Origin of the sequence: Salmonella enterica subsp. enterica serovar Typhimurium str. LT2 (assembly GCF_000006945.2) — a bacterium.
GTDB classification, from domain to species: Bacteria; Pseudomonadota; Gammaproteobacteria; order Enterobacterales; family Enterobacteriaceae; genus Salmonella; species Salmonella enterica.
In genome coordinates, this window is record NC_003197.2 from 550,353 (window position 1) to 571,973 (window position 21,621).

19 protein-coding genes and 17 other annotated features are annotated in these 21,621 nt (G+C 53.8%); of the genes, 8 read left to right on the forward strand and 11 right to left on the reverse strand.

All coding sequences use genetic code 11. The annotated features are described in order from the left end of the window. Both ybaL and fsr read right to left on the reverse strand, forming a co-directional pair. The gene (ybaL, locus tag STM0492; RefSeq protein NP_459487.1) for a putative CPA2 family transport protein occupies window positions 1-1,688 on the reverse strand. Within the gene, window positions 1-1,677 belong to an annotated coding region; the region does not span the whole gene. Further along, window positions 1,683-1,688, reverse strand: a ribosome-binding site (putative RBS for ybaL; RegulonDB:STMS1H000830). It overlaps the preceding gene by 6 nt. Before the next feature lie 203 nt (window positions 1,689-1,891). Next, a complete protein-coding gene (gene fsr, locus STM0493; RefSeq protein ID NP_459488.1) occupies window positions 1,892-3,112 on the reverse strand; it encodes a putative MFS family of transport protein in 1,221 nt (406 codons plus the stop codon). A gap of 159 nt (window positions 3,113-3,271) precedes the next feature. Continuing rightward, window positions 3,272-3,277, forward strand: a ribosome-binding site (putative RBS for ushA; RegulonDB:STMS1H000831). Here fsr and ushA point away from each other — a divergent pair. Further along, window positions 3,272-4,937 (forward strand): UDP-sugar hydrolase 5'-nucleotidase gene (gene ushA / locus STM0494; protein NP_459489.1). Within the gene, window positions 3,285-4,937 belong to an annotated coding region; the region does not span the whole gene. Its footprint overlaps the feature before it by 6 nt. Before the next feature lie 116 nt (window positions 4,938-5,053). Here ushA and ybaK read toward each other — a convergent pair. The 4 genes from ybaK to copA all read right to left on the reverse strand — a co-directional run bounded on the left by ybaK (window position 5,054) and on the right by copA (window position 10,111). Continuing rightward, window positions 5,054-5,543 (reverse strand): putative cytoplasmic protein gene (gene ybaK / locus STM0495; protein NP_459490.1). Within the gene, window positions 5,054-5,533 belong to an annotated coding region; the region does not span the whole gene. After that, window positions 5,538-5,543: a ribosome-binding site (putative RBS for ybaK; RegulonDB:STMS1H000832), on the reverse strand. (Overlaps the previous gene by 6 nt.) Window positions 5,544-5,734: 191 nt before the next feature. Continuing rightward, window positions 5,735-6,541, reverse strand: a protein-coding gene (gene ybaP / locus STM0496) for a putative cytoplasmic protein (RefSeq protein ID NP_459491.1). Within the gene, window positions 5,735-6,529 belong to an annotated coding region; the region does not span the whole gene. Then, window positions 6,536-6,541, reverse strand: a ribosome-binding site (putative RBS for ybaP; RegulonDB:STMS1H000833). (Overlaps the previous gene by 6 nt.) Before the next feature lie 73 nt (window positions 6,542-6,614). Continuing rightward, the gene (locus tag STM0497; protein ID NP_459492.1) for a putative periplasmic protein occupies window positions 6,615-7,448 on the reverse strand. Within the gene, window positions 6,615-7,442 belong to an annotated coding region; the region does not span the whole gene. Beyond that, window positions 7,443-7,448, reverse strand: a ribosome-binding site (putative RBS for STM0497; RegulonDB:STMS1H000834). (Overlaps the previous gene by 6 nt.) A gap of 147 nt (window positions 7,449-7,595) precedes the next feature. After that, window positions 7,596-10,111, reverse strand: a protein-coding gene (gene copA, locus STM0498; RefSeq protein ID NP_459493.1) for a putative copper-transporting ATPase. Within the gene, window positions 7,596-10,097 belong to an annotated coding region; the region does not span the whole gene. Then, window positions 10,106-10,111 (reverse strand) — a ribosome-binding site (putative RBS for copA; RegulonDB:STMS1H000835). It overlaps the preceding gene by 6 nt. An 84-nt stretch (window positions 10,112-10,195) precedes the next feature. Further along, window positions 10,196-10,201, forward strand: a ribosome-binding site (putative RBS for cueR; RegulonDB:STMS1H000836). On the opposite strand from copA, the gene cueR reads away from it, so the two are divergent. After that, the gene (cueR, locus tag STM0499; protein NP_459494.1) for a putative heavy metal transcriptional repressor (MerR family) occupies window positions 10,196-10,623 on the forward strand. Within the gene, window positions 10,207-10,623 belong to an annotated coding region; the region does not span the whole gene. Its footprint overlaps the feature before it by 6 nt. On the opposite strand, the gene ybbJ is transcribed toward cueR, so the two are convergent. Further along, window positions 10,624-11,088, reverse strand: a protein-coding gene (gene ybbJ, locus STM0500) for a putative membrane protein implicated in regulation of membrane protease activity (RefSeq protein ID NP_459495.1). Within the gene, window positions 10,624-11,076 belong to an annotated coding region; the region does not span the whole gene. Continuing rightward, window positions 11,073-12,004, reverse strand: a protein-coding gene (gene ybbK, locus STM0501) for a putative inner membrane protein (protein NP_459496.1). Within the gene, window positions 11,073-11,990 belong to an annotated coding region; the region does not span the whole gene. The genes ybbJ and ybbK overlap by 16 nt, the downstream gene beginning before the upstream one ends. After that, window positions 11,083-11,088 (reverse strand) — a ribosome-binding site (putative RBS for ybbJ; RegulonDB:STMS1H000837). Its footprint overlaps the gene before it by 6 nt. Next, window positions 11,999-12,004: a ribosome-binding site (putative RBS for ybbK; RegulonDB:STMS1H000838), on the reverse strand. Its footprint lies within the gene ybbK. A gap of 117 nt (window positions 12,005-12,121) precedes the next feature. Continuing rightward, window positions 12,122-12,127, forward strand: a ribosome-binding site (putative RBS for ybbL; RegulonDB:STMS1H000839). Between ybbK and ybbL the strand changes: the two genes are divergently transcribed. Together ybbL and ybbM are read left to right on the forward strand one after the other, a co-directional pair. Further along, window positions 12,122-12,814, forward strand: a protein-coding gene (gene ybbL / locus STM0502; RefSeq protein NP_459497.1) for a putative ABC-type sugar/spermidine/putrescine transport system, ATPase component. Within the gene, window positions 12,137-12,814 belong to an annotated coding region; the region does not span the whole gene. (Overlaps the previous feature by 6 nt.) Next, window positions 12,788-12,793, forward strand: a ribosome-binding site (putative RBS for ybbM; RegulonDB:STMS1H000840). (Overlaps the previous gene by 6 nt.) Continuing rightward, window positions 12,788-13,580, forward strand: a protein-coding gene (gene ybbM, locus STM0503) for a putative YbbM family transport protein, metal resistance protein (protein NP_459498.1). Within the gene, window positions 12,801-13,580 belong to an annotated coding region; the region does not span the whole gene. Before ybbL ends, ybbM begins: the two co-directional genes overlap by 27 nt. 85 nt (window positions 13,581-13,665) lie before the next feature. Here ybbM and ybbN read toward each other — a convergent pair. From ybbN to tesA, 3 genes are all read right to left on the reverse strand, one after another. Next, window positions 13,666-14,520 (reverse strand): putative thioredoxin protein, encoded by an 855-nt coding sequence (ybbN, locus tag STM0504; protein ID NP_459499.1) that lies wholly within the window; start codon window positions 14,518-14,520, stop codon window positions 13,666-13,668. A gap of 59 nt (window positions 14,521-14,579) precedes the next feature. Then, the gene (gene ybbO / locus STM0505) for a putative oxidoreductase (protein ID NP_459500.1) occupies window positions 14,580-15,361 on the reverse strand. Within the gene, window positions 14,580-15,350 belong to an annotated coding region; the region does not span the whole gene. Continuing rightward, window positions 15,356-15,361 (reverse strand) — a ribosome-binding site (putative RBS for ybbO; RegulonDB:STMS1H000841). Its footprint overlaps the gene before it by 6 nt. A gap of 143 nt (window positions 15,362-15,504) precedes the next feature. Then, window positions 15,505-16,136 (reverse strand): multifunctional acyl-CoA thioesterase I; also functions as protease I, lysophospholipaseL(I) gene (gene tesA, locus STM0506; RefSeq protein ID NP_459501.1). Within the gene, window positions 15,505-16,119 belong to an annotated coding region; the region does not span the whole gene. Next, window positions 16,078-16,083: a ribosome-binding site (putative RBS for ybbA; RegulonDB:STMS1H000843), on the forward strand. (Overlaps the previous gene by 6 nt.) Between tesA and ybbA the strand changes: the two genes are divergently transcribed. From ybbA to sfbA, 4 genes are all read left to right on the forward strand, one after another. Continuing rightward, the gene (ybbA, locus tag STM0507) for a putative ABC superfamily (atp_bind) transporter (RefSeq protein ID NP_459502.1) occupies window positions 16,078-16,776 on the forward strand. Within the gene, window positions 16,090-16,776 belong to an annotated coding region; the region does not span the whole gene. The genes tesA and ybbA overlap by 59 nt on opposite strands. Next, window positions 16,131-16,136 (reverse strand) — a ribosome-binding site (putative RBS for tesA; RegulonDB:STMS1H000842). Its footprint overlaps the gene before it by 6 nt. Continuing rightward, window positions 16,762-16,767 (forward strand) — a ribosome-binding site (putative RBS for ybbP; RegulonDB:STMS1H000844). Then, window positions 16,762-19,187 (forward strand): putative inner membrane protein gene (ybbP, locus tag STM0508; RefSeq protein NP_459503.1). Within the gene, window positions 16,773-19,187 belong to an annotated coding region; the region does not span the whole gene. The genes ybbA and ybbP overlap by 15 nt, the downstream gene beginning before the upstream one ends. Window positions 19,188-19,365: 178 nt before the next feature. After that, window positions 19,366-19,371, forward strand: a ribosome-binding site (putative RBS for STM0509; RegulonDB:STMS1H000845). Further along, window positions 19,366-20,506, forward strand: a protein-coding gene (locus tag STM0509; RefSeq protein ID NP_459504.1) for a putative outer membrane protein. Within the gene, window positions 19,373-20,506 belong to an annotated coding region; the region does not span the whole gene. It overlaps the preceding feature by 6 nt. A gap of 250 nt (window positions 20,507-20,756) precedes the next feature. Then, window positions 20,757-20,762: a ribosome-binding site (putative RBS for sfbA; RegulonDB:STMS1H000846), on the forward strand. Continuing rightward, window positions 20,757-21,593, forward strand: a protein-coding gene (gene sfbA / locus STM0510) for a putative ABC-type transport system ATPase component/cell division protein (protein NP_459505.1). Within the gene, window positions 20,763-21,593 belong to an annotated coding region; the region does not span the whole gene. It overlaps the preceding feature by 6 nt. The last annotated feature ends 28 nt before the right edge of the window (window positions 21,594-21,621 follow it).

Genomic DNA, 21,621 nt, shown 5'->3' on the forward strand with positions numbered 1-21,621 from the left:
TTAACTGGCGACGACTTCACCCGCGGGCGGCGTTTCAAGCAGTTCCAGCATCGCCCGGGCAATTTCTCGCTCGCCCATCACTACCTGATTGGCTCCCCGCTCGGTAATATATTTCACTTCATCATCATAGTGCGCGCGGGCGATTATCTCGATATCAGGACTTTTTCCCCGCGCTGAGGCGACAATCTCACCGGCTTCGTAACCGTTGGGGATGGTCAATAACAGCCAGCGAGCGCAGTCCAGATGCGCCAGATTCATGATTTCTTCGTTAGCGGCGTTGCCCAGTACGGCGCGAATCCCGCGTTCGCGCAGTTCATCCACGCGGGTACGGGACGTTTCGATAACCACCAGCGGAATCCCCGCCGCCAGTAATTTTTCTCCCAGCAGACTGCCTACGCGGCCAAAACCCACCAGCAGGGCATGATTACAGATATCCACCGGAATTTGCTTCTCTTCTTCGATAGCCTCTTCCAGAGTTTGCTCTTCCAGCGTTTCGGTTTTCGCCAGATACTTCTCCAGCAGGGTAAACAGTACGGGATTAAGCATAATCGACAAAATAGCGCCTGCCAGCACCAGGTTCTGTCCCGCTTGCGGCAGCAGGTTGAGCGCCATGCCGAGCCCGGCGAGAATAAAGGCGAACTCGCCGATTTGCGCCAGGCTGGCGGCAATGGTCAGCGCGGTTCGCGGCGAGTGGCCGAACAAACGCACCAGGAAAAACGCAGCGATCGATTTGCCAAAGACGATAATGGCAAGCGTCGCCAACACCGCCAGCGGCTGTTGAATCAAGACTAACGGATCGAACAACATGCCGACGGAAACAAAAAACAGGACGGCAAAGGCGTCGCGCAGCGGCAACGTATCGTGCGCCGCCCGGTGACTCAGTTCCGACTCATTAAGCACCATTCCAGCGAAGAACGCGCCCAGCGCAAAAGAGACGTCAAACAGTTCTACCGCGCCAAACGCAATGCCTAACGCCAGCGCCAGTACGGAAAGGGTAAATAATTCGCGCGAGCCGGTGGCGGCGCTGCGGGCCATAATCCACGGCACCAGGCGGCGTCCGACCAGCATCATGATGGCGATAAACGCCACCACTTTACCAATGGTTATCCCCATATCGACTGTCAGCGAGGCTATGCCGACATCGCCTTTTTCCACCATGCCGGCAACGGCGGGCAGCAAGACCAGCGTCAGCACCATCACCAGATCTTCGACAATCAGCCAGCCGATGGCGATTTGCCCGCGCTGGCTATCAAGGAGTTGTCGCTCCTCAAGCGCGCGCAGCAGGACGACGGTACTGGCTGTAGACAGACAGAGCCCAAAAACGATGCCGGTCATTAATGACCATCCCAGCACGGCGGAAAGCGCCATACCCAGCAGCGTCGCCACCGCTATCTGAGCGACAGCGCCGGGAATGGCGATAGACTTTACCGCCATCAAATCCTTCAGCGAAAAATGCAGCCCGACGCCGAACATCAATAGAATCACGCCGAGCTCCGCCAGCTCCGGCGCCAGTTTGGTATCCGCAACAAAACCCGGGGTAAAAGGTCCCGCCAGAACGCCCGCTAACAGATATCCCACCAGTGGAGAAATACGCAATTTGTTGGCAATCATGCCGAGAATAAAAGCGAGCACAAGGCCGCCGACAATGGTGGTGATAAGCGGGGTAGCGTGATGCATTCCGTCTCCTTTGGTTGCTGGACTCCAAAACTCCGGGTAATAGTTTATGACAATTTCAATCAGGATGTTTATAAAAAATGGTTGTGTTTTATAAAAAGATACGATCTGAAGGCAAAAAGAGCACGGAACGTAAAAGTGATAAGTATGGGATGGACAAAGCAAGATGGCATCAGGATGTACAGGCGGTTAAAGCGTACCTTTAACCGCCATAAAATCATGCTTTATGTCGATTATCAGGTAAGAATATGGTCAGTATCCCCAGAAGCGGCAGGAAAGCACAGATTTTATAAACTAAATAGATACTGGTATGGTCGGCAATCAGCCCCAGCACCGCTGCGCCCAGGCCTCCCATCCCGAAGGCAAACCCGAAAAACAGGCCGGAAACCATACCGATGCGTCCTGGCAGCAGCTCCTGGGCATACACCAGAATGGCGGAAAACGCCGACGCGAGAATAAAGCCGATAATCACCGTTAAAATCCCCGTCCAGTACAGCGTGGCGTAGGGTAAAACAAGGGTAAACGGCGCGACGCCGAGAATAGAGCCCCAAATCACATATTTCCTGCCGATTTTATCGCCCACCGGCCCGCCGATTACCGTCCCGGCAGCCACCGCAAACAGGAAGGCAAACAGATGGAGCTGCGCGTTTTGTATTGATAATCCGAATTTTTGCATCAGATAAAAGGTGTAGTAGCTACTGATGCTCGCCATATAAAAATATTTCGAGAAAATGAGTAGCAATAACACGCTGACCGCCAGCACGACTTTATTGCGCGGCAGCGGGTTAGCGATTATCGCTTTTGGCTTGCCTTTCGCTATCCGGTGCTGGGCTGCATACCAGCGGCTGATCTGCGCCAGCACCACGATCGCCAGCAGCGCGGCCAGCACAAACCAGGCGACATTCCCTTTGCCATAGGGCGCGATAATCACGGCGGCCAGCAGCGGGCCCAATGAACTGCCGAAGTTACCGCCGACCTGGAAGATAGACTGCGCCAGACCATGACGTCCGCCGGAGGCCATGCGCGCCACGCGGGACGATTCCGGGTGAAAAACGGACGAGCCGGTACCCACCAGCGCCGCAGCGAGCAATACGCCGCCAAAACTTCCCGCCATTGCCAGCAGTACCAGCCCGCTCAGGGTAAAACACATGCCGACAGGCAGCGACCACGGCATGGGATACTTATCCGTCCAGTAGCCGACGACCGGTTGCAGCAGCGATGAGGCGAGCTGGAACGTCAGGGTGATCAAACCTATCTGGACGAAGGTCAGCGAGAACTCCGCCTGCAACAGGGGATAAATGGCTAAGATTAGCGACTGGATCATATCGTTCAGCAGATGGGAAAGACTGATCGCGCCCAAAATACCAAACGAAGTACGTGCTTTAGCGGCCGCTGCGGGCGCGCCGGCTAACGGCTGGGTTGGTTCACTCATGGCCATAGAAAGTCACTTAAATTTTATGCGATGTTGGAGATAGTAGGATGTGTAATTATTACTTGCCTAACATACCTGTGAAATGTGTTTGAAGGAAGTCTCAATTCTGAAAACATATTTGTCTATTATTGCAAGGAAAGGTAATTTCTGCGGTTGATATTGAGTCAGGGAGAGAAAGATGAAATTTTTGAAACGGGGTGTGGCGCTGGCGTTACTGGCGGCGTTCGCGCTGACGACTCAGCCTGCACAGGCTTACGAAAAAGATAAAACCTATAAAATTACTATCCTGCATACCAACGATCACCACGGTCACTTCTGGCGCAGCGAATATGGCGAATATGGTCTGGCGGCGCAAAAAACGCTGGTGGACAGTATCCGTAAAGAGGTGGCGCAAGAGGGGGGAAGCGTCCTGTTGTTATCCGGCGGCGACATTAATACCGGGGTGCCGGAATCCGATCTCCAGGATGCGGAGCCCGATTTCCGCGGGATGAATCTGATTGGCTACGACGCTATGGCCGTCGGTAATCATGAATTTGATAATCCGCTCACCGTATTGCGCCAGCAGGAAAAGTGGGCGAAGTTTCCCTTTCTTTACGCCAATATTTATCAAAAAAGTACCGGCGAGCGTCTGTTTAAGCCGTGGGCTATTTTTACACGCCAGGATATAAAAATCGCGGTAATCGGCTTAACCACCGATGACACGGCGAAAATAGGCAACCCGGAATATTTCACCGATATTGAGTTTCGTAAACCTGCTGAAGAAGCAAAGGTGGTGATTCAGGAACTTAATATGAATGAAAAACCGGACGTGATTATCGCGACCACGCATATGGGACATTATGACAACGGCGATCACGGTTCGAACGCGCCGGGCGACGTTGAGATGGCGCGTAGCCTGCCTGCCGGTTCGTTGGCGATGATTGTGGGCGGTCACTCACAAGACCCGGTATGCATGGCGTCGGAAAATAAAAAACAGGTGAATTACGTACCGGGAACGCCCTGCGCGCCGGATAAGCAAAATGGCATCTGGATCGTGCAGGCGCATGAGTGGGGTAAATATGTGGGCCGTGCGGATTTCGAATTCCGTAACGGCGAGATGAAAATGGTTAACTACCAGCTTATTCCGGTAAATCTCAAGAAAAAAGTGACCTGGGATAACGGGAAAAGCGAGCGTGTACTTTACACGCCGGAAATCGCAGAAAATCCGCAAATGCTCTCGTTATTAACGCCGTTCCAGAATAAAGGTAAAGCGCAACTGGAGGTGAAAATTGGTAGCGTGAATGGCCTTCTTGAAGGCGATCGCAGTAAGGTCAGATTTGTCCAGACCAATATGGGACGGGTGATTCTGGCTGCGCAGATCGCGCGCACCGGCGCCGATTTTGGCGTGATGAGCGGCGGCGGTATTCGCGACTCGATTGAGGCGGGAGATATTACCTATAAAAGCGTGCTCAAGGTACAGCCGTTCGGCAACATTGTGGTGTATGCCGATATGAGCGGCAAAGAGGTGGTTGATTATCTCACCGCCGTAGCACAGATGAAACCGGACTCCGGCGCCTATCCACAGCTCGCCAATGTGAGCTTTGTCGCCAAAGAGGGCAAGCTCACCGATCTGAAAATCAAAGGCGAGCCTGTTGATCCGGCTAAAACCTATCGCATGGCGACGCTGAGTTTCAACGCCACGGGCGGCGATGGTTATCCGCGCATTGATAACAAACCGGGCTACGTGAATACCGGGTTTATTGACGCGGAAGTGCTGAAAGAGTTTATTCAGCAAAATTCACCGCTGGATGCGGCGGCGTTTACGCCAAATGGTGAGGTGAGCTGGCTGTAGCGGTACGGATAGCCATTTCTGCCTGATGGCGCGCAACCTTAAGGCCTACGGATTATGTCTGCTGTAGGCCGGATAAGGCGTTTGCGCCGCTATCCGGCAATGTATTTTACGCAGGCTTAATCCCGACGCGCGATATCAGCGAATTTAGCACCCAGGATGGCGGCCAAATCGTCAGCCGCCAGTTCAATATCCAGCCCGCGTTTACCACCGGAAACATAAATAGTGGCAAACGTGCGGGCTGGCGCGTCAATCAGCGTGGGCAGCCGTTTCTTCTGTCCCAGCGGACTGATCCCGCCGACCAGATATCCCGTGGTGCGTTGCGCCACCATCGGGTCGGCCATATCGACCTTTTTCGCGCCCAGAGCTTTGGCGACTTTTTTCAAATCCAGCTGTCCGGCTACAGGCGTCACGGCGACGGCCAGTTGCTTCATATCGCCATTCACGGCGACCAAAAGCGTTTTATACACCTGATCGGCGTTTAGCCCGAGCTTACGCACCACTTCATCGCCAAAGTTAGTTTCATTCGGATCGTGATCGTAGGTGTGAATGTTAAACGGAATCTTGTTTTTTTCGAGTAACTTAACTGCGGGTGTCATAACGTTCCTTCTTACTACAGACGTGATTTGCCATCAGCATACGCCCGAAAGCGGACTAAAAAATAGTATAATCTTGTGCATTAGGTCTTGGCAGTTGCGGCAACTTTGAGCGACAATCTGAAGATCCGAAGCGAAAGCGTCGGGATAATAATAACGATGAAATTCCTCTTTGACGGGCCAATAGCGATATTGGCCATTTTTTTATTTCAATATTTGCGGTAGGTTGCCTTCGCCGTACAGATGTAGCGCCCCTACGGCTACCACGTAGCGTCCCGGCGGCAGTGCCAGCAGCGCGTCGCGCCAGGCTTCATTGCGTTTCACCATCAGTACATCATACAGCGGCTGGCTAAACGTTCTGGGGAGCGAAGCGCCGACGCTGGTCGGCGGCTGCTCAAGCCACCAGCCGATCATCACCTGCAAAAGCCGTGCGTTGGTGTGCCAGTGCGTCAGCGTGTCGTCGAGCAGCGCCATCCCGCCATCGGGCAGATCGCAGAGTAGTTCGAGCTGGTGTTTCGCCCCTTCCAGCTCTTGCACCGGCAGCGACATTTCGCGGGCAGCCTGTAATAGCTGATAATCAATGCCATAGTCCGGGCGCAATCCCAGCCGTTGCGCCTGCGTGGCCTGTAGCACCATAGCTATCTGCCATAAAGGTTGATTATCAAAATGGATCAGCGGCATACCCAACTCACTGACCCGTTTTTCCAGTGCGCTTAGCTGCCCGGCGCTGAGACGTTCGACCAACGGCGGGCATTTGGGGAGATTGCTGAATGGCGTTTCGTTACCAGAAATATCCGCTTCAACGACCAGCGCGTCGGCCTGGTGTAGCTTTTTCACCAGCTTTGCTGGAAGAGGAGCCATATCGCGCGTCCCCATATGAATACTGCCAACCAGATGCAGATGACGACCGCCGGGCAGGGAGAGATCGATAGCAGGCCAACTATTTGGGGTACCACGCAGCGCGCGCCATAAACGTTTAAGTTGATTTAATAGCTCCATACGCGCTCCCTTTGAAAAAGCTCATGCTAGCGCGTTGGAGAAAAGGGCGCAATGCGCCCTGACGGGACGTCAACGATCGGTCGGGTTATTCGCTGCCGTCGAGATAGGCCGTTCTGGCGATGGTCATTTCAAGCTGGCATTTATAAATACTGATGCGCTTTTCAGCGGGTATGGCCTCGGATTTGGCATCGCTAAGTTTGCCGCACTGCTGCTCTTTTTGGGTCACCCAGACTCGCTGCTCTTGTTTTAATGCCGTTCGGGCAGAGGCGGGTAGTGAATTCCAGACCTGATTAAGCTCGCGATCTCTACTTTCAAATTTCTTTGCTGCGATTTCAATCAGTGAGTTATTTTTTTTCTTTATAATGCTATCACCAGATACCGTCATTCTTGCCATTACATAAATAGATCGCGCCAATTTATCGGTTTTTTGCACAGAGGTGACAACAATATCTTTGTTGTTGTCTGCTAGCTGAATATTGTAGTTAACCTGTTTCCAGGTCACCGTATTGTTTATTACCTGTCCATCCCCTTGTGAAATATAGAATAGAGTATTTGGTAAGTCTTTCATTAATTTAAATAATGGCTGAGGAATACCCATGGCGACGGTAGCCGAGCAAGTTCGTAGGTTGGCATTTTCTGCTTGAGGGTTCTGCGTGATTACATCACTGAATTGAACAGGAATAGCCCGGAGTTGTTGCTCGTATTGAGTCTGGGGGATATCGAAGAAAAGCGTGGAGGGCTCTTTAATATAGTCTTGCTGTAAACGACCTAATGCTTCATTGTAAATCCATTCTTTTGCCGCCGTGACTGCATTATCGTTGCCACATTTTAACTCTGGAGTGGAATCAAATAACCCTGCATAACTGACGGCGGGAGAAAGCAGGAAAAGAAGCGTAACTGCTTTTCTAAACATAAATAACACATCCTTATGATTCAAAAAAACATTATAAAATGTTGTTTTTTATTTTTCTACAGGATGTGCGGTTAAATTTTTATATATTGATACGGTAAATTACTGATGGCTTAATAATATATCAGGCAGCTGATGCTGCCTGATATAGCGTTTTTACGCTTTCGGTTTAAAACGCAATAGCCGGTTGGCATTGCTGACGACGGTAATGGAAGACAGCGCCATTGCCGCGCCTGCTACTACCGGGTTTAACAAGGTACCGGTAAACGGCCACAGAATACCGGCGGCCACCGGGATACCAATGCTGTTGTAGATAAATGCGCCAAGCAGGTTTTGTTTCATATTGCGCAACGTCGCGCGCGAAATGGCCAGCGCATCCGCCACGCCCATCAGACTATGGCGCATCAGCGTAATCGCCGCGGTTTCAATCGCCACATCGCTGCCGCCGCCCATCGCGATACCGACGTCCGCCTGCGCCAGCGCGGGCGCATCGTTGATACCATCGCCGACCATCGCAACCTGACGACCCTGGCTTTGCAGGCGTTTAATCGCATCGGCTTTGCCATCCGGCAGAACGCCCGCAATGACTTCGTCAATACCCGCTTCTTTGGCAATCGCGTTAGCCGTCGTTGGGTTATCCCCGGTGAGCATTACCAGACGGTATCCGGCGTTGTGCAGGCGTTCAAGCGCGGCAATACTATCGCTGCGCAATGGATCGCGTACCGCCAGTAACGCCGCCGCTTTACCGTCAATCGCCAGCAGGACCGGAGTCGAGCCTTGCGAGGCCTGCGCGGTGATTTCCGCCGTCATGTCATCCGTGGCGACGTGCTGTTCGTTCAGCAACGCCTGGTTCCCCAGAAGCAGTTGATGACCTTCCGCTTCACCGCTGACGCCCAGTCCGCGCAGCGTTCTGAAACCGTTCACCTGCGGCAGTTTATCATCGCCGGCTTTTTCCAGAATCGCATGGGCCAGCGGGTGGCTGGAGCCTTGTTCGAGCGCGGCAGCCAGACGTAATGCCTGAGCTTCCTCAACGCCGTTAAAGGTTTTTATCGCCACCACTTGCGGCTTGCCTTCCGTCAGCGTCCCGGTTTTATCAAAAACGAGGGTATCCAACGTACTGGCGCGTTGCAGGGCATCGGCGTCGCGTACCAGCACGCCGAATTCGGCAGCGCGGCCTACGCCGGAAATAATCGACATTGGCGTCGCCAGGCCTAATGCGCAAGGGCAGGCGATAATCAGTACGGTGGTGGCGATGACCAGCGTATAAACAATTTGCGGCGCCGGCCCGAAGAAATACCAGATAGCGGCGCTGAACAGCGCAATGGCCACGACGACGGGAACGAATACCGCGGAGATTTTATCGGCCAGTTGGCCAATTTCCGGTTTACTGCTTTGCGCCTGGCGTACCATGCGAATAATGCGTGACAGCGTGGTATGGCTGCCCACCGCGCTGGCGCGGAACAGGACGCTGCCGTCCTGGACGACGGTGCCGGCATGAACGCTGTCGCCTTCGCCTTTTTGCTGCGGAATAGGTTCGCCGGTCAGCATGGCTTCATCAAGCCACGCTTCGCCTTGGGTAATTTCGCCATCCACCGGCACGCGATCGCCGGTAGTGAGCCGCAGCAGCATCCCTGGCTGAACGTCCGCCAGCGGGACGCTTTTTTCGCCGTCTTCTGTCACGACGCGTGCGGTGGGCGGGGTGAGATCGAGTAATTTTTCCAGCGCTTTTGAGGAACGCTGACGGGCGCGCGCTTCCAGCATGTGTCCGAGATTAATCAAACCGATAATCATCGCGCTGGCTTCGTAATAGAGGTGCCGCGCTTCCATCGGGAACCACTGCGGCCACAGGTTGACGCTCATGGAGTAGAGCCAGGCAACCCCGGTGCCGAGCGCCACCAGCGTATCCATCGTCGCCGTGCCGTTCAGCAGGCTTTTCCACGCGTTACGGTAAAAGTGACCGCCCGCAAAGACCATCACCGCAAGCGTGATCAGGCCAATAGCCAGCCACAGGCTGCGGTTGTCGTCGGTCACCATCATGTTATCGCCGATCATCCCCCAGACCATGACCGGTATACCGACCGCAAGGGCGACGATTGCCTGCCAACGAAAACGTTTCATGGTGGCGATGGCGGTTTCCTGCTGGCGCTCGCGGCGTTTGATGTCATCTTCAATCGCTTCTGCGCCGTAGCCGGCTTTTTCCACCGCCTGCACTAAATCAGCGGCGGACGCGCTGCCCATCACCAGCGCAGTGCGTTCCGCCAGGTTTACCCGTGCCTGCGTGACGCCCGGTACGCTTTGTAGCGCATGTTGTACGCGGGTGACACAACTGGCGCAGCTCATGCCGCTTAACAGCAACTGTTGGCTTTCTTCATCGGCCGTCGCTACCGGAAGCTCATGAGGAACCGCTGCCAGTGCTTCCGACGGGATTGATGACTCCGTCAGCGGTTTAGCCTTTGGGTGGCTTAACGTCGCGCCATACCCGGCTTGTTTGATGGTTTCAATTAACGCGTCCGCACTGGCGGTACCGGTAACGTGCGCTTCGGTTACGGTGACGTCCGCCAGCTCAACATCCGGACGTTGTTCAAGACTTTCTTTCACGCGTTTAACGCAATGACCGCAGGACAAACCGTCCAGGGTCAGGTCGATAGTTTGAGACATAGTAAAAACTCCTTTATGATTGGTCATCAATTCATTGACCTTAGTAATCGTAGTGACTCACTGTGATAAAGGTTAAACCTTCCAGCAAGGTTAAGGTCAAGGGGGAAATATGAATATTAGCGATGTGGCGAAAAAAACCGGTTTAACCAGCAAAGCCATTCGGTTTTATGAAGAGAAAGGGCTGGTGACGCCGCCATTACGTAGCGAAAATGGTTATCGCACCTACACGCAGAAGCATTTAAACGAGCTGACGTTGCTGCGACAGGCGAGGCAGGTGGGGTTTAATCTGGAAGAGTGTGGCGAACTGGTCAATCTGTTTAACGATCCGCGACGCCATAGCGCAGATGTGAAAAAGCGGACGCTGGAAAAGGTCGCGGAGATCGAGCGCCATATCAGCGAGCTGCAATCAATGCGCGATCAACTGTTGGCGCTGGCGGAGAGTTGTCCCGGCGATGACAGCGCCGACTGCCCGATTATTGATAATCTTTCCGGCTGCTGTCATCACAAGGCGCAAAAGCCACGTTGATTAAACGGCACGAATGCGTAAGGTGATGCCTTCCACGGCGATCACTTCGACATGCGTACCTGCGCGCAGGTCTTCGTCAGCGCATACCGGCCACGAGCTGTCGCCGACACGCATATGACCCCGTCCGTTCACTAACGCGGCATCAAGCATAAACCGGCGGCCTACCAGTTGTTGTCCGCGTTGGTTAAGGCGGCTGTCGGTCGGCTTCTGTTCCCGCACGCGACGCGCCAGCCAGCGCCACCAAAGCCAGGCCGCCAGCAACGTTAAGGCCGCAAACAGCACGCCCTGCCATTCCCAGCCGAGCGGTAAGAGCCAGACGGTTAAGCCGGTAATCACTGCCGCCACGCCGCTCCACAGCAAATAGCCGTTACCGCCGAGCATTTCCGCAGCCAACAACAGGCCGCCGAGGCTAAGCCAGAAGATATGCGGATGCACCAGAATCATCGCTATCATGCTTTTTTCCGTTCGCTGGCGCTGTCCTTAACCAGCTCGCTGATCCCGGCGATAGCGCCCATCAGACTGCTGGCATCCAGCGGCATCATGACCACTTTGCTGTTATTCGCCGAGCCGATTTGCTGTAACGCTTCGGTGTATTTCTGCGCCACGAAGTAGTTTATCGCCTGAATATCCCCGGCGGCGATGGCTTCAGACACCATCTGCGTAGCGCGGGCTTCCGCTTCGGCGGAACGTTCGCGCGCTTCCGCCTGCAGGAAAGCGGACTGACGTTCGCCTTCGGCTTTCAGAATCTGCGACTGTTTTTCCCCCTCGGCTTTCAGGATTTCCGCCTGACGTACCCCTTCGGCCTCAAGGATATAGGCGCGTTTGGTACGTTCCGCTTTCATCTGGGCGTTCATCGAGGAGATCAATTCCGCGGGCGGGCGGACATCGCGAATTTCGATACGGGTAACTTTAATTCCCCACGGGTTGGTGGCTTCATCGACAATATGCAGCAGCCGCGTGTTGATGCTGTCGCGCTGGGAGAGCATTTCATCCAGCTCCATCGAACCGAGTACCGTACGGATATTGGTCATGGTCAGGTTAATGATCGCCAGTTCCAGGTTACTGACTTCATAAGCGGCGCGCGGCGCATCGATAACCTGAATAAAACAGACCGCATCGATAGTGACGTTGGCGTTATCTTTTGAGATCACCTCCTGCGACGGAATATCCAGCACCTGCTCCATCATATTGATCTTGCGGCCAATTCTGTCCATAAACGGTACAACAAGGCTTAATCCCGGCTGCAGGGTTTTGGTGTAACGTCCAAAGCGCTCCACCGTCCACTGGTATCCCTGCGGAACGATTTTGACGCCCGCGCCGACGATCACCAGCGCGACGAAAATGAGAATAGGGATAAGAATGAGCATAGCTAAACCTCCTGTTGCGTTGTCCATAAACCGATTTTGCTGACGAATTAAGCGAATTATACCTGATTCAGTAAAGCATGTTCCCCCCTTATTAATTACAGGGATACACTATCGCTATAAAAATATGAACAACGGATGCGCAATAAATGACAGAACGTAGCATGTTGCTTGAGTTAAAGCAGGTCGGTTACCGGACTGCGACGACAAAAATAGTGAATAACATCAGTTTTACGCTGCAACGCGGCGAATTTAAGTTAATTACCGGTCCTTCTGGCTGCGGAAAAAGTACGTTGTTGAAAATGGTGGCCTCGTTAATAAGCCCTGATATCGGCGTGATTCTTTTTGAGGGGCAGGATATTACTACTCTGAGTCCGGAAGCCTATCGCCAGCAGGTTTCTTATTGCGCTCAGACGCCAGCGCTATTTGGCGATACGGTTTACGATAACCTGATTTTTCCCTGGCAAATTCGCCATCAGCGCCCGCAGCCGACAGCCTTCGCAGACGATCTGGCGCGTTTTGAACTGCCGGAGACGATTCTGCAAAAACCGATTACCGCGCTTTCCGGCGGAGAAAAACAGCGTATTGCTCTAATTCGTAATCTACAGTTTCTGCCGAAAATACTGTTACTCGACGAAATAACCAGCGCGCTGGATGAACATAACAAACGGAATGTGAATGATATTATTCATCGCTATGTTCGCGATAAGCAGGTCGCTGTCTTGTGGGTAACGCATGATAAAGATGAAATTCAACACGCGGATAAGGTGATAACGTTAACGCCATCTGCCGGAGAGATGCAGGAGGCGCGTTATGAACGAGCATAATATTACCAATACCTCGCTGGCGTTATCGATGCTGCTGGTGGTGGTCGCGATGCTCATCAGTCACAAGGAAAAGCTGGCGCTGGAAAAAGATATTCTGTGGAGCGTATGCCGGGCGGTGATACAGCTCATTATTGTCGGCTATGTACTGAAATACATCTTTGGCGTTAATCATGCCGCCCTGACGCTACTGATGGTGCTGTTCATCTGTTTTAACGCCGCATGGAACGCGCAAAAGCGCAGTAAATATATCGATAAGGCATTTCTCTCCTCGTTTATCGCCATCACCGTCGGCGCCGGGCTAACGCTGACGGTACTGGTGCTTACCGGTTCGATTGAATTTGCGCCGATGCAGGTGATTCCCATCGCTGGCATGGTCGCCGGTAATGCGATGGTAGCGGTAGGGCTGTGCTACAACCAACTGGGGCTGCGTTTTCATAGCGAGCAGCAGCAAATCCAGGAAAAGTTAAGTTTGGGCGCAACGCCGAAAATGGCCTCCGCCGGGCTTATCCGCGATAGCATCCGCGCATCGCTTATCCCGACGATCGACTCGGCAAAGACCGTTGGGCTGGTGAGCCTGCCGGGGATGATGTCCGGGCTGATTTTTGCCGGGATCGATCCGGTAAAAGCGATTAAATATCAAATTATGGTAACGTTTATGCTGTTGTCGACAGCCAGCCTGTCTACCATCATTGCCTGCTATTTAACCTACCGGAAGTTCTATAATTCGCGTCATCAGTTGGTAGTGATGCCGCTCAAGAAATCATGATAGTTGCCGGATGATGGCGCAAGCGCCTTATCCGGCCTGAGGACGACAGGTAGGCCAGATAAGCGCGCCATCAGGCAAGAGAGGATTAATACAGTAGCGCGTACAACTGGCGGCGGTATTTCGACGCCAGCGCGTCGCCGGTGCCGAGCGCGGCAAGGATCTCCTGGAAGGTTTTGCGCGTCTGTCCCTCGGCGGCGGTAAGATCTTTTCTCAGATGGCTGAACAGCAATTCCAGCGCTTCTTCATTACGTCCGACCTGGTGCAACTGCAATGCCAGTTGCGTTGCCAAAGCCGCATCCTGCGGATTGTCCGCGACTTGCTGCTGAAGTTGCTGAATTTCCGGCGTATCCGCCGCCTGTTTAAGCAGTTCGATCTGCGCAACCAGCCCCTGATAACGGGTATCCTGATCCTGTAGCGGGATAGTTTTTAACACCGCTTCGGCCTCTTCAGAGCGGTTCAGCGCAATTTGCGCTTCCGCCAGTAACAGGCCAATCTCACTGTTCTGCGAAGAGAGCTGCCAGGCGTCTTTGAGCAACGGCAGCGCGTCAATGTAGTTGCCCTCCTGCATTAACTGCATCGCTTGTTGCGCCTTTAGCTCTTCTTCGCGCGGCAGTACTTTATCCAGCAGAGCGCGGATCGCCTCTTCCGGCTGCGGTCCCTGGAAACCATCGACCGGTTGGCCATTCTGGAACAGATAGACTGTCGGGATGGCGCGCAGCCCAAACTGAGCGGCGATCATCTGTTCGGCGTCGCAGTCCAGCTTTGCCAGAATAAACTGACCGTGGTACTGGGCAGCCAGGCTTTCCAGCACTGGCGTTAATTGCAGACAGTGTTGGCTGCGTTCAGACCAGAAATAGAACAGTACCGGCGTGGTCATGGACTGCTCTAAGGTCTGCTGCAGGTTGGATTCATTAATATTGACAATGTTCTGTACGGACATGGCGTCGCTCTCTTTTGTCTGTGTCACGTTTACATGGGGGCTGACGGGCGCGCTTCAACTCAGCTTTGTAAAATTTTATCCAGCATCCGGCCCGGCAATATGCGTTTCAGCGCCATCACCGCCCAGGTGACCAGCGTAACGGGATAGCGCAGCCTGGGTTTATCGCTTGCAAAAGCATGACGTACTTTCGCTACTACCGCGTCAGGATCGCGGGTGAAACGTGCGGCGATGCCGGGATTTTCTACCGGTTTATCACGCTGCGTCTGGTTAACGTTATCGGTAAAACGGGTACGAATCGGCCCCGGTTCTATCAGGCTCACTTTAATGCCTGTGTGCCGTAGCTCCATACGTAGCGCGTCAGACCAGGCTTCGAGCGCATATTTGCTGGCGGCGTAAGCGCCGCGCCCTGGGGTGGAAATCAGCCCCATCACCGATGAGGTCATCACAATGCGTCCTTCGCCATGCGGCAACATGGCGGGAAGTAAGCGCATAGTAAGCTGATGCGCGCCGAAGAAATTACTGGAAAACTGTTGCTCCATCTGCTCACGGCTGATGGTGGAAAGGGGGCCATACACGCCGTAGCCGGCATTGTTAAAGATCCCATACAGACGATTATCGGTCAGGGCGATCACTTCATCGGCGGCACGATCCACGCTTTCAGGGGAGTCGAGATCGATCAACACGCCGGTAAATCCCATACTGTTCATCCGGGCGACATCATCAGGTTTGCGGCAGCCCGCCAGGATTTGAAAGCCCTGGCGTTTAAGCTCAAGCGCGCTGTCCAGACCGATTCCGCTGGAACATCCTGTTATTAAGACCGATTTTTGCATAACTTTACCTGTCAGGATCTCCGTTGATTTAAGAGTCGTGGTTAACTATATCCGTCATACTTCAAGTTGCCTGTGCGTTCGTTTACTCCAGTCACATAGGTATCTATGCTCCTGGACATTCTCTTACGTGCCGCCTTCATGCAACTCGAATGATTCAGGAGAGAAAAGGGGTCAACTGCTTCGCCATCCAGTCGGCAATAAACGGCTGGGCGTCGCGGTTGGGATGAATGCCGTCATCCTGCATCCACTGCGGTTTCAGATATACCTCTTCCATAAAAAACGGTAACAGAGGAATATCGAACTCTTTGGCGAGCTTAGGATAAATGGCGCTAAAGGATTCATTATAACGGCGACCGTAGTTAGCGGGCAGATGAATTTGCATCAGTAACGGTTGGGCATCGGCGGCTTTCACCGTCTGAATGATTTTACGTAGCGTCTGTTCGGTTTGCGCAGGCGCAAAACCGCGTAGGCCATCGTTGCCGCCAAGTTCCACCACTACCCAGCGCGGGTGATGCTGTTGCAACAGCGCCGGCAAACGCGCCAGTCCCTGCTGCGAGGTATCTCCGCTTATACTGGCATTAACGACCGACGTTTTGTTTTGCCATTTATCATTAAGGAGCGACGGCCATGCCGCGCTGGCGGCCATACGGTAACCGGCGCTGAGGCTATCGCCCAGAATTAATAAGGTGTCTGCGGCGGCGGCACGGAAAGTTAACAGGATCAAAAACAGGAAGGGCAAATGCCAGCGGAAAACAGTGTTGAAGTTCATCGTCTCAGGAAGTCCGTCGGTCAGGGTGAGCATGAGCTTTCCATCCTTACCGGAGTTGAACTGGTTGTCAAACGCGGCGAAACCATTGCGCTGATTGGCGAATCAGGATCGGGAAAATCTACGCTGCTGGCGATTCTCGCCGGACTGGATGACGGCAGTAGCGGAGAGGTCAGTCTGGTCGGGAAACCGCTTCACCAGATGGACGAAGAGGCGCGGGCGCAGCTTCGCGCTCAGCATGTCGGTTTTGTTTTTCAATCCTTCATGCTTATTCCTACGCTTAACGCGCTGGAAAACGTTGAGCTACCGGCCCTGCTACGCGGTGAAAACAGCGGTCAGAGTAAGGCGGGGGCGAAAGCGCTGCTCGAACAACTGGGACTGGGAAAACGGCTTGACCACCTTCCGGCACAGCTTTCCGGCGGCGAACAGCAGCGCGTAGCGCTGGCGCGCGCGTTTAACGGGCGTCCTGATGTGCTGTTTGCCGATGAGCCGACGGGCAACCTTGACCGTCAGACCGGAGATAAAATCGCCGACCTGCTATTTTCGCTTAACCGCGAGCACGGCACCACGCTGATTCTGGTGACGCACGACCCGGCGCTGGCGGCGCGCTGCGACCGGCGGCTGCGGTTGGTCAACGGTCAGTTACAGGAGGAGGCATGATAGCTCGCTGGTTCTGGCGCGAATGGCGCTCGCCGTCGCTGATTATTGTCTGGCTGGCGTTGAGTCTGGCGGTGGCCTGCGTACTGGCGCTCGGCAGTATCAGCGACCGGATGGAAAAAGGGTTAAGTCAGCAAAGCCGCGAGTTTATGGCAGGCGATCGGACGCTGCAAAGTTCGCGGGAGGTACCGAAAGCCTGGCTTGAAGAGGCGCGTAAACGCGGCCTTAACGTGGGCGAGCAGTTAACCTTTGCGACCATGACGTTTGCCGGCGATACGCCGCAACTGGCCAGCGTGAAGGCGGTAGATAGCGTTTATCCGATGTACGGCGAATTGCAAACCCGTCCAGGCGGAGTGAAAGCGCAGCCGGGTAGCGTACTGCTGGCGCCGCGTCTGATGGCGCTGCTTAATTTGAAAACGGGCGATACCATTGATGTCGGCGACGTGACCTTGCGTATTGCCGGTGAAGTGGTGCAGGAGCCGGATTCCGGATTTAACCCTTTTCAGATGGCGCCGCGTCTGATGATGAATATGGCCGATGTGGCAAAAACCGGTGCGATACAGCCGGGGAGCCGCGTGATGTGGCGGTATAAATTCGGCGGAACGCCGCAACAGCTTGCTGGCTATGAAAGCTGGCTGTTACCGCAGCTTAAACCGGAACATCGCTGGTACGGACTGGAGCAGGATGACGGGGCATTGGGGAAATCGCTCGAACGTTCGCAGCAGTTTTTGCTGCTTTCGGCGTTATTAACGCTACTGCTGGCGGTAGCTGCCGTCGCGGTGGCGATGAGCCATTACTGCCGTAGCCGCTACGATCTGGTGGCGATTTTAAAAACGTTGGGCGCGGGCCGGGCCCAGTTGCGTAAACTTATTATCGGACAGTGGTTGATGGTGCTGGGGCTTTCCGCCGTCACGGGAGGCGCGATTGGGTTACTGTTTGAAAACATATTGCTGGTGCTGCTAAAACCGGTACTGCCCGCCGATTTGCCGCCCGCCAGCCTGTGGCCCTGGCTGTGGGCGCTGGGCGCGATGACGGTCATCTCTCTGCTGGTCGGTTTACGGCCTTATCGATTGTTGCTGGCGACCCAGCCGCTACGGGTGCTGCGCCGCGATGTTGTTGCTCGCGTCTGGCCGTTAAAAATTTATTTGCCTGTCGCCTGCGCCGTCGTGGTGGCGTTGCTCGTCGGATTGATGGGCGGAAGTATGCTGTTGTGGGCGGTTCTGGCGGGCGCCGTGATACTGGCGCTGCTGTGCGGTCTGGTGGGCTGGATGCTGCTTAACGTGCTGCGCGGCATGACGTTGACGTCGCTACCGCTGCGTCTGGCCGTCAGCCGACTTCTGCGTCAGCCGTGGTCAACGTTGAGTCAGCTTTCGGCGTTTTCGCTTTCGTTTATGCTGCTGGCGCTCTTGCTGGTGCTGCGCGGCGACCTCCTTGATCGCTGGCAACAGCAGCTCCCGCCGGAAAGTCCGAACTATTTCCTTATCAATATTGCTTCAGAACAGGTCGCGCCGCTGAAAGCCTTTTTGGCGGAACATCAGGTGATCCCGCAGACGTTTTATCCGATTGTGCGGGCGCGGTTAACGAAGATAAACGGTAATCCGACGGAAGGTCAGCAGGATGAGTCGCTCAACCGTGAACTGAATTTGACCTGGCAGGATACGCGCCCGGCGCATAATCCGCTGGTCGCCGGTCACTGGCCGCCAAAACCGGGCGAAGTCTCCATGGAAGAGGGGCTGGCGAAGCGGCTGAACGTCAAACTCGGCGATAGCGTAACCTTTATGGGCGATACCCAGGCATTTAGCGCTAAAGTCACCAGCCTGCGTCAAGTGGACTGGGAAAGCCTGCGGCCCAACTTTTTCTTCATTTTTCCTTCCGGGGCGCTGGACGGGCAACCGCAAAGCTGGTTGACCAGTTTTCGCTGGGAGAATGGCAACGGCATGTTAACGCAGCTTAACCGCGAGTTTCCTACCGTCAGCCTGTTAGATATCGGGGCGATCCTGAAACAGGTGGGACAGGTGCTGGAGCAGGTCAGTCGGGCGCTGGAGGTGATGGTTGTGCTAGTCACCCTCTGCGGCATGTTGCTATTACTGGCCCAGGTACAGGTCGGGATGCGTCAGCGCCATCAGGAGCTGGTGGTGTGGCGCACATTAGGAGCCGGAAAGAAACTGTTGCGTACCACACTCTGGTGCGAATTCGCCATGCTGGGGTTAGTTGCCGGGCTGGTCGCCGCGATTGGCGCGGAGACGGCGCTGGCGATCTTACAAATCAACGTTTTTGATTTCCCCTGGGAGCCGGACTGGCGTTTATGGGGCGCACTGCCGTTTTGCGGCGCGCTGCTGCTTTCCGTATGCGGCGGCTGGCTTGGCGTTCGTTTGCTGAAAGGCAAAGCGCTATTCCGACAGTTTAGCGGATGATTCATGATGTGAATAATTTCGCGCCGGTTTTTAAAACGGCGCGTACTTTTTTAGTCGCACAAATTGATAACTCCTTGATTTTTAGTAGCACAAATCATTAAAAAATACACAACACGTAAGGTTTTATAACAGTTATTATTTGCCTGCTAAATGATTTGGATTGGCTATCTATCAAGGAAAATATAATGACAATTAAAATAACAGCGTTGGCGGCATCGATCGGCGCGGCAGTGGCTTTCATGCCTTTCGCCACTCAGGCGGAAATCACCGTTTTAAAACAAGATCCCCAGGCGGGTAATCCACTCAGCCGACTCAATTTCACCGTTGGCGGGAGTATTCGTCCGCAGTTCCAGAATATGACCGGCAATGACGGCGCGAACGGTTATAAACGTAATGGTTTTGATGGCGGGACGCGTTTCCGCTTCGCCGCGGATTATTATCTGTTTGATGATATCAGTTGGATTAGCTATTACGAGCTGGGCGTCAATATCCCTGCGGTATTTGACTGGGATAACCATTATGCGAAGGGCGCGACTGATACCACTCGCCGTATGCTGTATACCGGCTTCAAGAGCGCGACGTGGGGAACGCTGACCTTCGGTCAACAGAACAGCATTTATTACGATGTGGTGGGCGTAAAAACCGATATCTGGGATTACGACATGATAGGTCAGGCGCCGGGCAACGGGATTAACGGCGACTACGATGGTTCTTATCGCACGCGTAAGTCATTGAAGTATAAGAAAAGCATTGGCAATGTCGATCTCTACGCGTCTTATCTGTTCAGCGACGATTATAATGCCAATAACGGCCTGAATTACAAGCGTAAAGGCGGCGGTTCTTTAGGCGCGGATTACCATCTCACCGACGATCTGACCTGGGGGACGGCATGGAACTATACCCGTGCGGAGATGCGCGGCAACGGCAATAAAACTTACGATCAAAATATTGTCGGTACCGCGTTAAGCTGGACGCCGGAAAACTGGACTATCGCCGCAGGCGGCGGTTGGTATCAGAACTTTATGACGACCAAAAAAGTGTCTGTGAATGATTACTTTGCCGGCGATGCGTGGGGTCTGGAATATTTTGTCGGTTACGCTTTCCCGATTGGTCAGTATGCCGTGAAAGCTATTCAACCGTACTTTATGGGCGACCGCATTGAATATGTGAATGGCCGCGACTATCTGCGCACCGATAACGGCGTGGGGATCACCTTCCAACTGGATTATGGTTTCCGCGTTGATTATGAACATGTTTTCACTTCCAGCACTGACAATCTGGGCGATATGAACCTGGTGCGTCTGCGTTACGATTTCTAAAGCGTTTTCCTCTGCCGGATGTTGGCGTTAAGACCTCTTATCCGGCATTTCCCTTTACGCCATTCCCGCCTGACACACGCCTGAGCGCCTGCCTCGTACATTTAACGACACACCAGGAAACATCATGAAATAATTTCAAGGACAGCAGGCTGTGATCTGTGTCATGTTAAGAAATAGCCTTTCGTTTGGGCCAAAACAGACGATGCCGCATGAACGGCATCCGGCACAGCATCACACTATTTAAAATGGAGAAATTATGGGATTGCGTCAGAGTTTACGCATTGCGGCCAGCACGCTATTACTGGCCTGCGGATTACAGTTTGCCCATGCCGATAGTTCCCCGCAAACGATCGTATTTGGCGTCGCGCCAGGGCCGTATGGCGACATGGTGAAGCAGGCGATTGCGCCGACATTAAAAGAAAAAGGGTATAAGGTCGTGGTGCGCGAGTTTAGCGACTATGTCCAGCCCAATATGGCGTTAGCTAATGGCAGCATCGACGCCAACCTCTTTCAACATACCCTCTATTTTGACAAATTCACCGCTGACAAAGGGCTGAAGCTCAGCAAACTTATTGTGGTACCGACCGCCGGGATGGGCTTCTATTCACGTAAAATCAACAGCCTGGATGCGCTTAAAAAAGGGGACATTATTACCCTCTCCAACGATCCGACCAACCTGGCGCGCGGCCTTCGCTTCCTGCAATCGTTGGGGCTTATCACGATTAAGGACAATATCGATCCGACCAAAGCCTCTGAACGAGATATCGCCAGCAATCCAAAAGGACTGGTTTTCAAACCGCTGGAAGCCGCACAGCTACCGCGCACGCTGGATGGCGTGACCGGCGCGCTGGTTAACGGGAACTTTGCGGTGGCGGCAGGACTCGATCTCTCCAGCGCGATTAAGCAGGAACACCTGGATGAGAATCTGAAAAATATCATTGCGGTACGCAGTGAAGATGCCGATAAGCCGTTTGCCAAAGATATTGTCGAGGCGGTGAAATCGCCGGCTTATCGCGCGGTTATCGACGATCCAAAGAATATTTATAGCGCCTTCCAGAAACCGGAATGGATGACCGCGACACCCTGATCGCAGCGGTGGCCATCCCCAATTTCTG

Excerpts from the sequence above, each read along its gene's own strand:
- ybaL (NP_459487.1), bottom strand. The coding sequence starts at position 1,677 with ATGCATCACGCTACCCCGCTTATCACCACCATTGTCGGCGGCCTTGTG.
- fsr (NP_459488.1), bottom strand. The coding sequence starts at position 3,112 with ATGGCCATGAGTGAACCAACCCAGCCGTTAGCCGGCGCGCCCGCAGCG.
- ushA (NP_459489.1), top strand. The coding sequence starts at position 3,285 with ATGAAATTTTTGAAACGGGGTGTGGCGCTGGCGTTACTGGCGGCGTTC.
- ybaK (NP_459490.1), bottom strand. The coding sequence starts at position 5,533 with ATGACACCCGCAGTTAAGTTACTCGAAAAAAACAAGATTCCGTTTAAC.
- ybaP (NP_459491.1), bottom strand. The coding sequence starts at position 6,529 with ATGGAGCTATTAAATCAACTTAAACGTTTATGGCGCGCGCTGCGTGGT.
- STM0497 (NP_459492.1), bottom strand. The coding sequence starts at position 7,442 with ATGTTTAGAAAAGCAGTTACGCTTCTTTTCCTGCTTTCTCCCGCCGTC.
- copA (NP_459493.1), bottom strand. The coding sequence starts at position 10,097 with ATGTCTCAAACTATCGACCTGACCCTGGACGGTTTGTCCTGCGGTCAT.
- cueR (NP_459494.1), top strand. The coding sequence starts at position 10,207 with ATGAATATTAGCGATGTGGCGAAAAAAACCGGTTTAACCAGCAAAGCC.
- ybbJ (NP_459495.1), bottom strand. The coding sequence starts at position 11,076 with ATGATAGCGATGATTCTGGTGCATCCGCATATCTTCTGGCTTAGCCTC.
- ybbK (NP_459496.1), bottom strand. The coding sequence starts at position 11,990 with ATGCTCATTCTTATCCCTATTCTCATTTTCGTCGCGCTGGTGATCGTC.
- ybbL (NP_459497.1), top strand. The coding sequence starts at position 12,137 with ATGACAGAACGTAGCATGTTGCTTGAGTTAAAGCAGGTCGGTTACCGG.
- ybbM (NP_459498.1), top strand. The coding sequence starts at position 12,801 with ATGAACGAGCATAATATTACCAATACCTCGCTGGCGTTATCGATGCTG.
- ybbN (NP_459499.1), bottom strand. The coding sequence starts at position 14,520 with ATGTCCGTACAGAACATTGTCAATATTAATGAATCCAACCTGCAGCAG.
- ybbO (NP_459500.1), bottom strand. The coding sequence starts at position 15,350 with ATGCAAAAATCGGTCTTAATAACAGGATGTTCCAGCGGAATCGGTCTG.
- ybbA (NP_459502.1), top strand. The coding sequence starts at position 16,090 with ATGCCAGCGGAAAACAGTGTTGAAGTTCATCGTCTCAGGAAGTCCGTC.
- tesA (NP_459501.1), bottom strand. The coding sequence starts at position 16,119 with ATGAACTTCAACACTGTTTTCCGCTGGCATTTGCCCTTCCTGTTTTTG.
- ybbP (NP_459503.1), top strand. The coding sequence starts at position 16,773 with ATGATAGCTCGCTGGTTCTGGCGCGAATGGCGCTCGCCGTCGCTGATT.
- STM0509 (NP_459504.1), top strand. The coding sequence starts at position 19,373 with ATGACAATTAAAATAACAGCGTTGGCGGCATCGATCGGCGCGGCAGTG.
- sfbA (NP_459505.1), top strand. The coding sequence starts at position 20,763 with ATGGGATTGCGTCAGAGTTTACGCATTGCGGCCAGCACGCTATTACTG.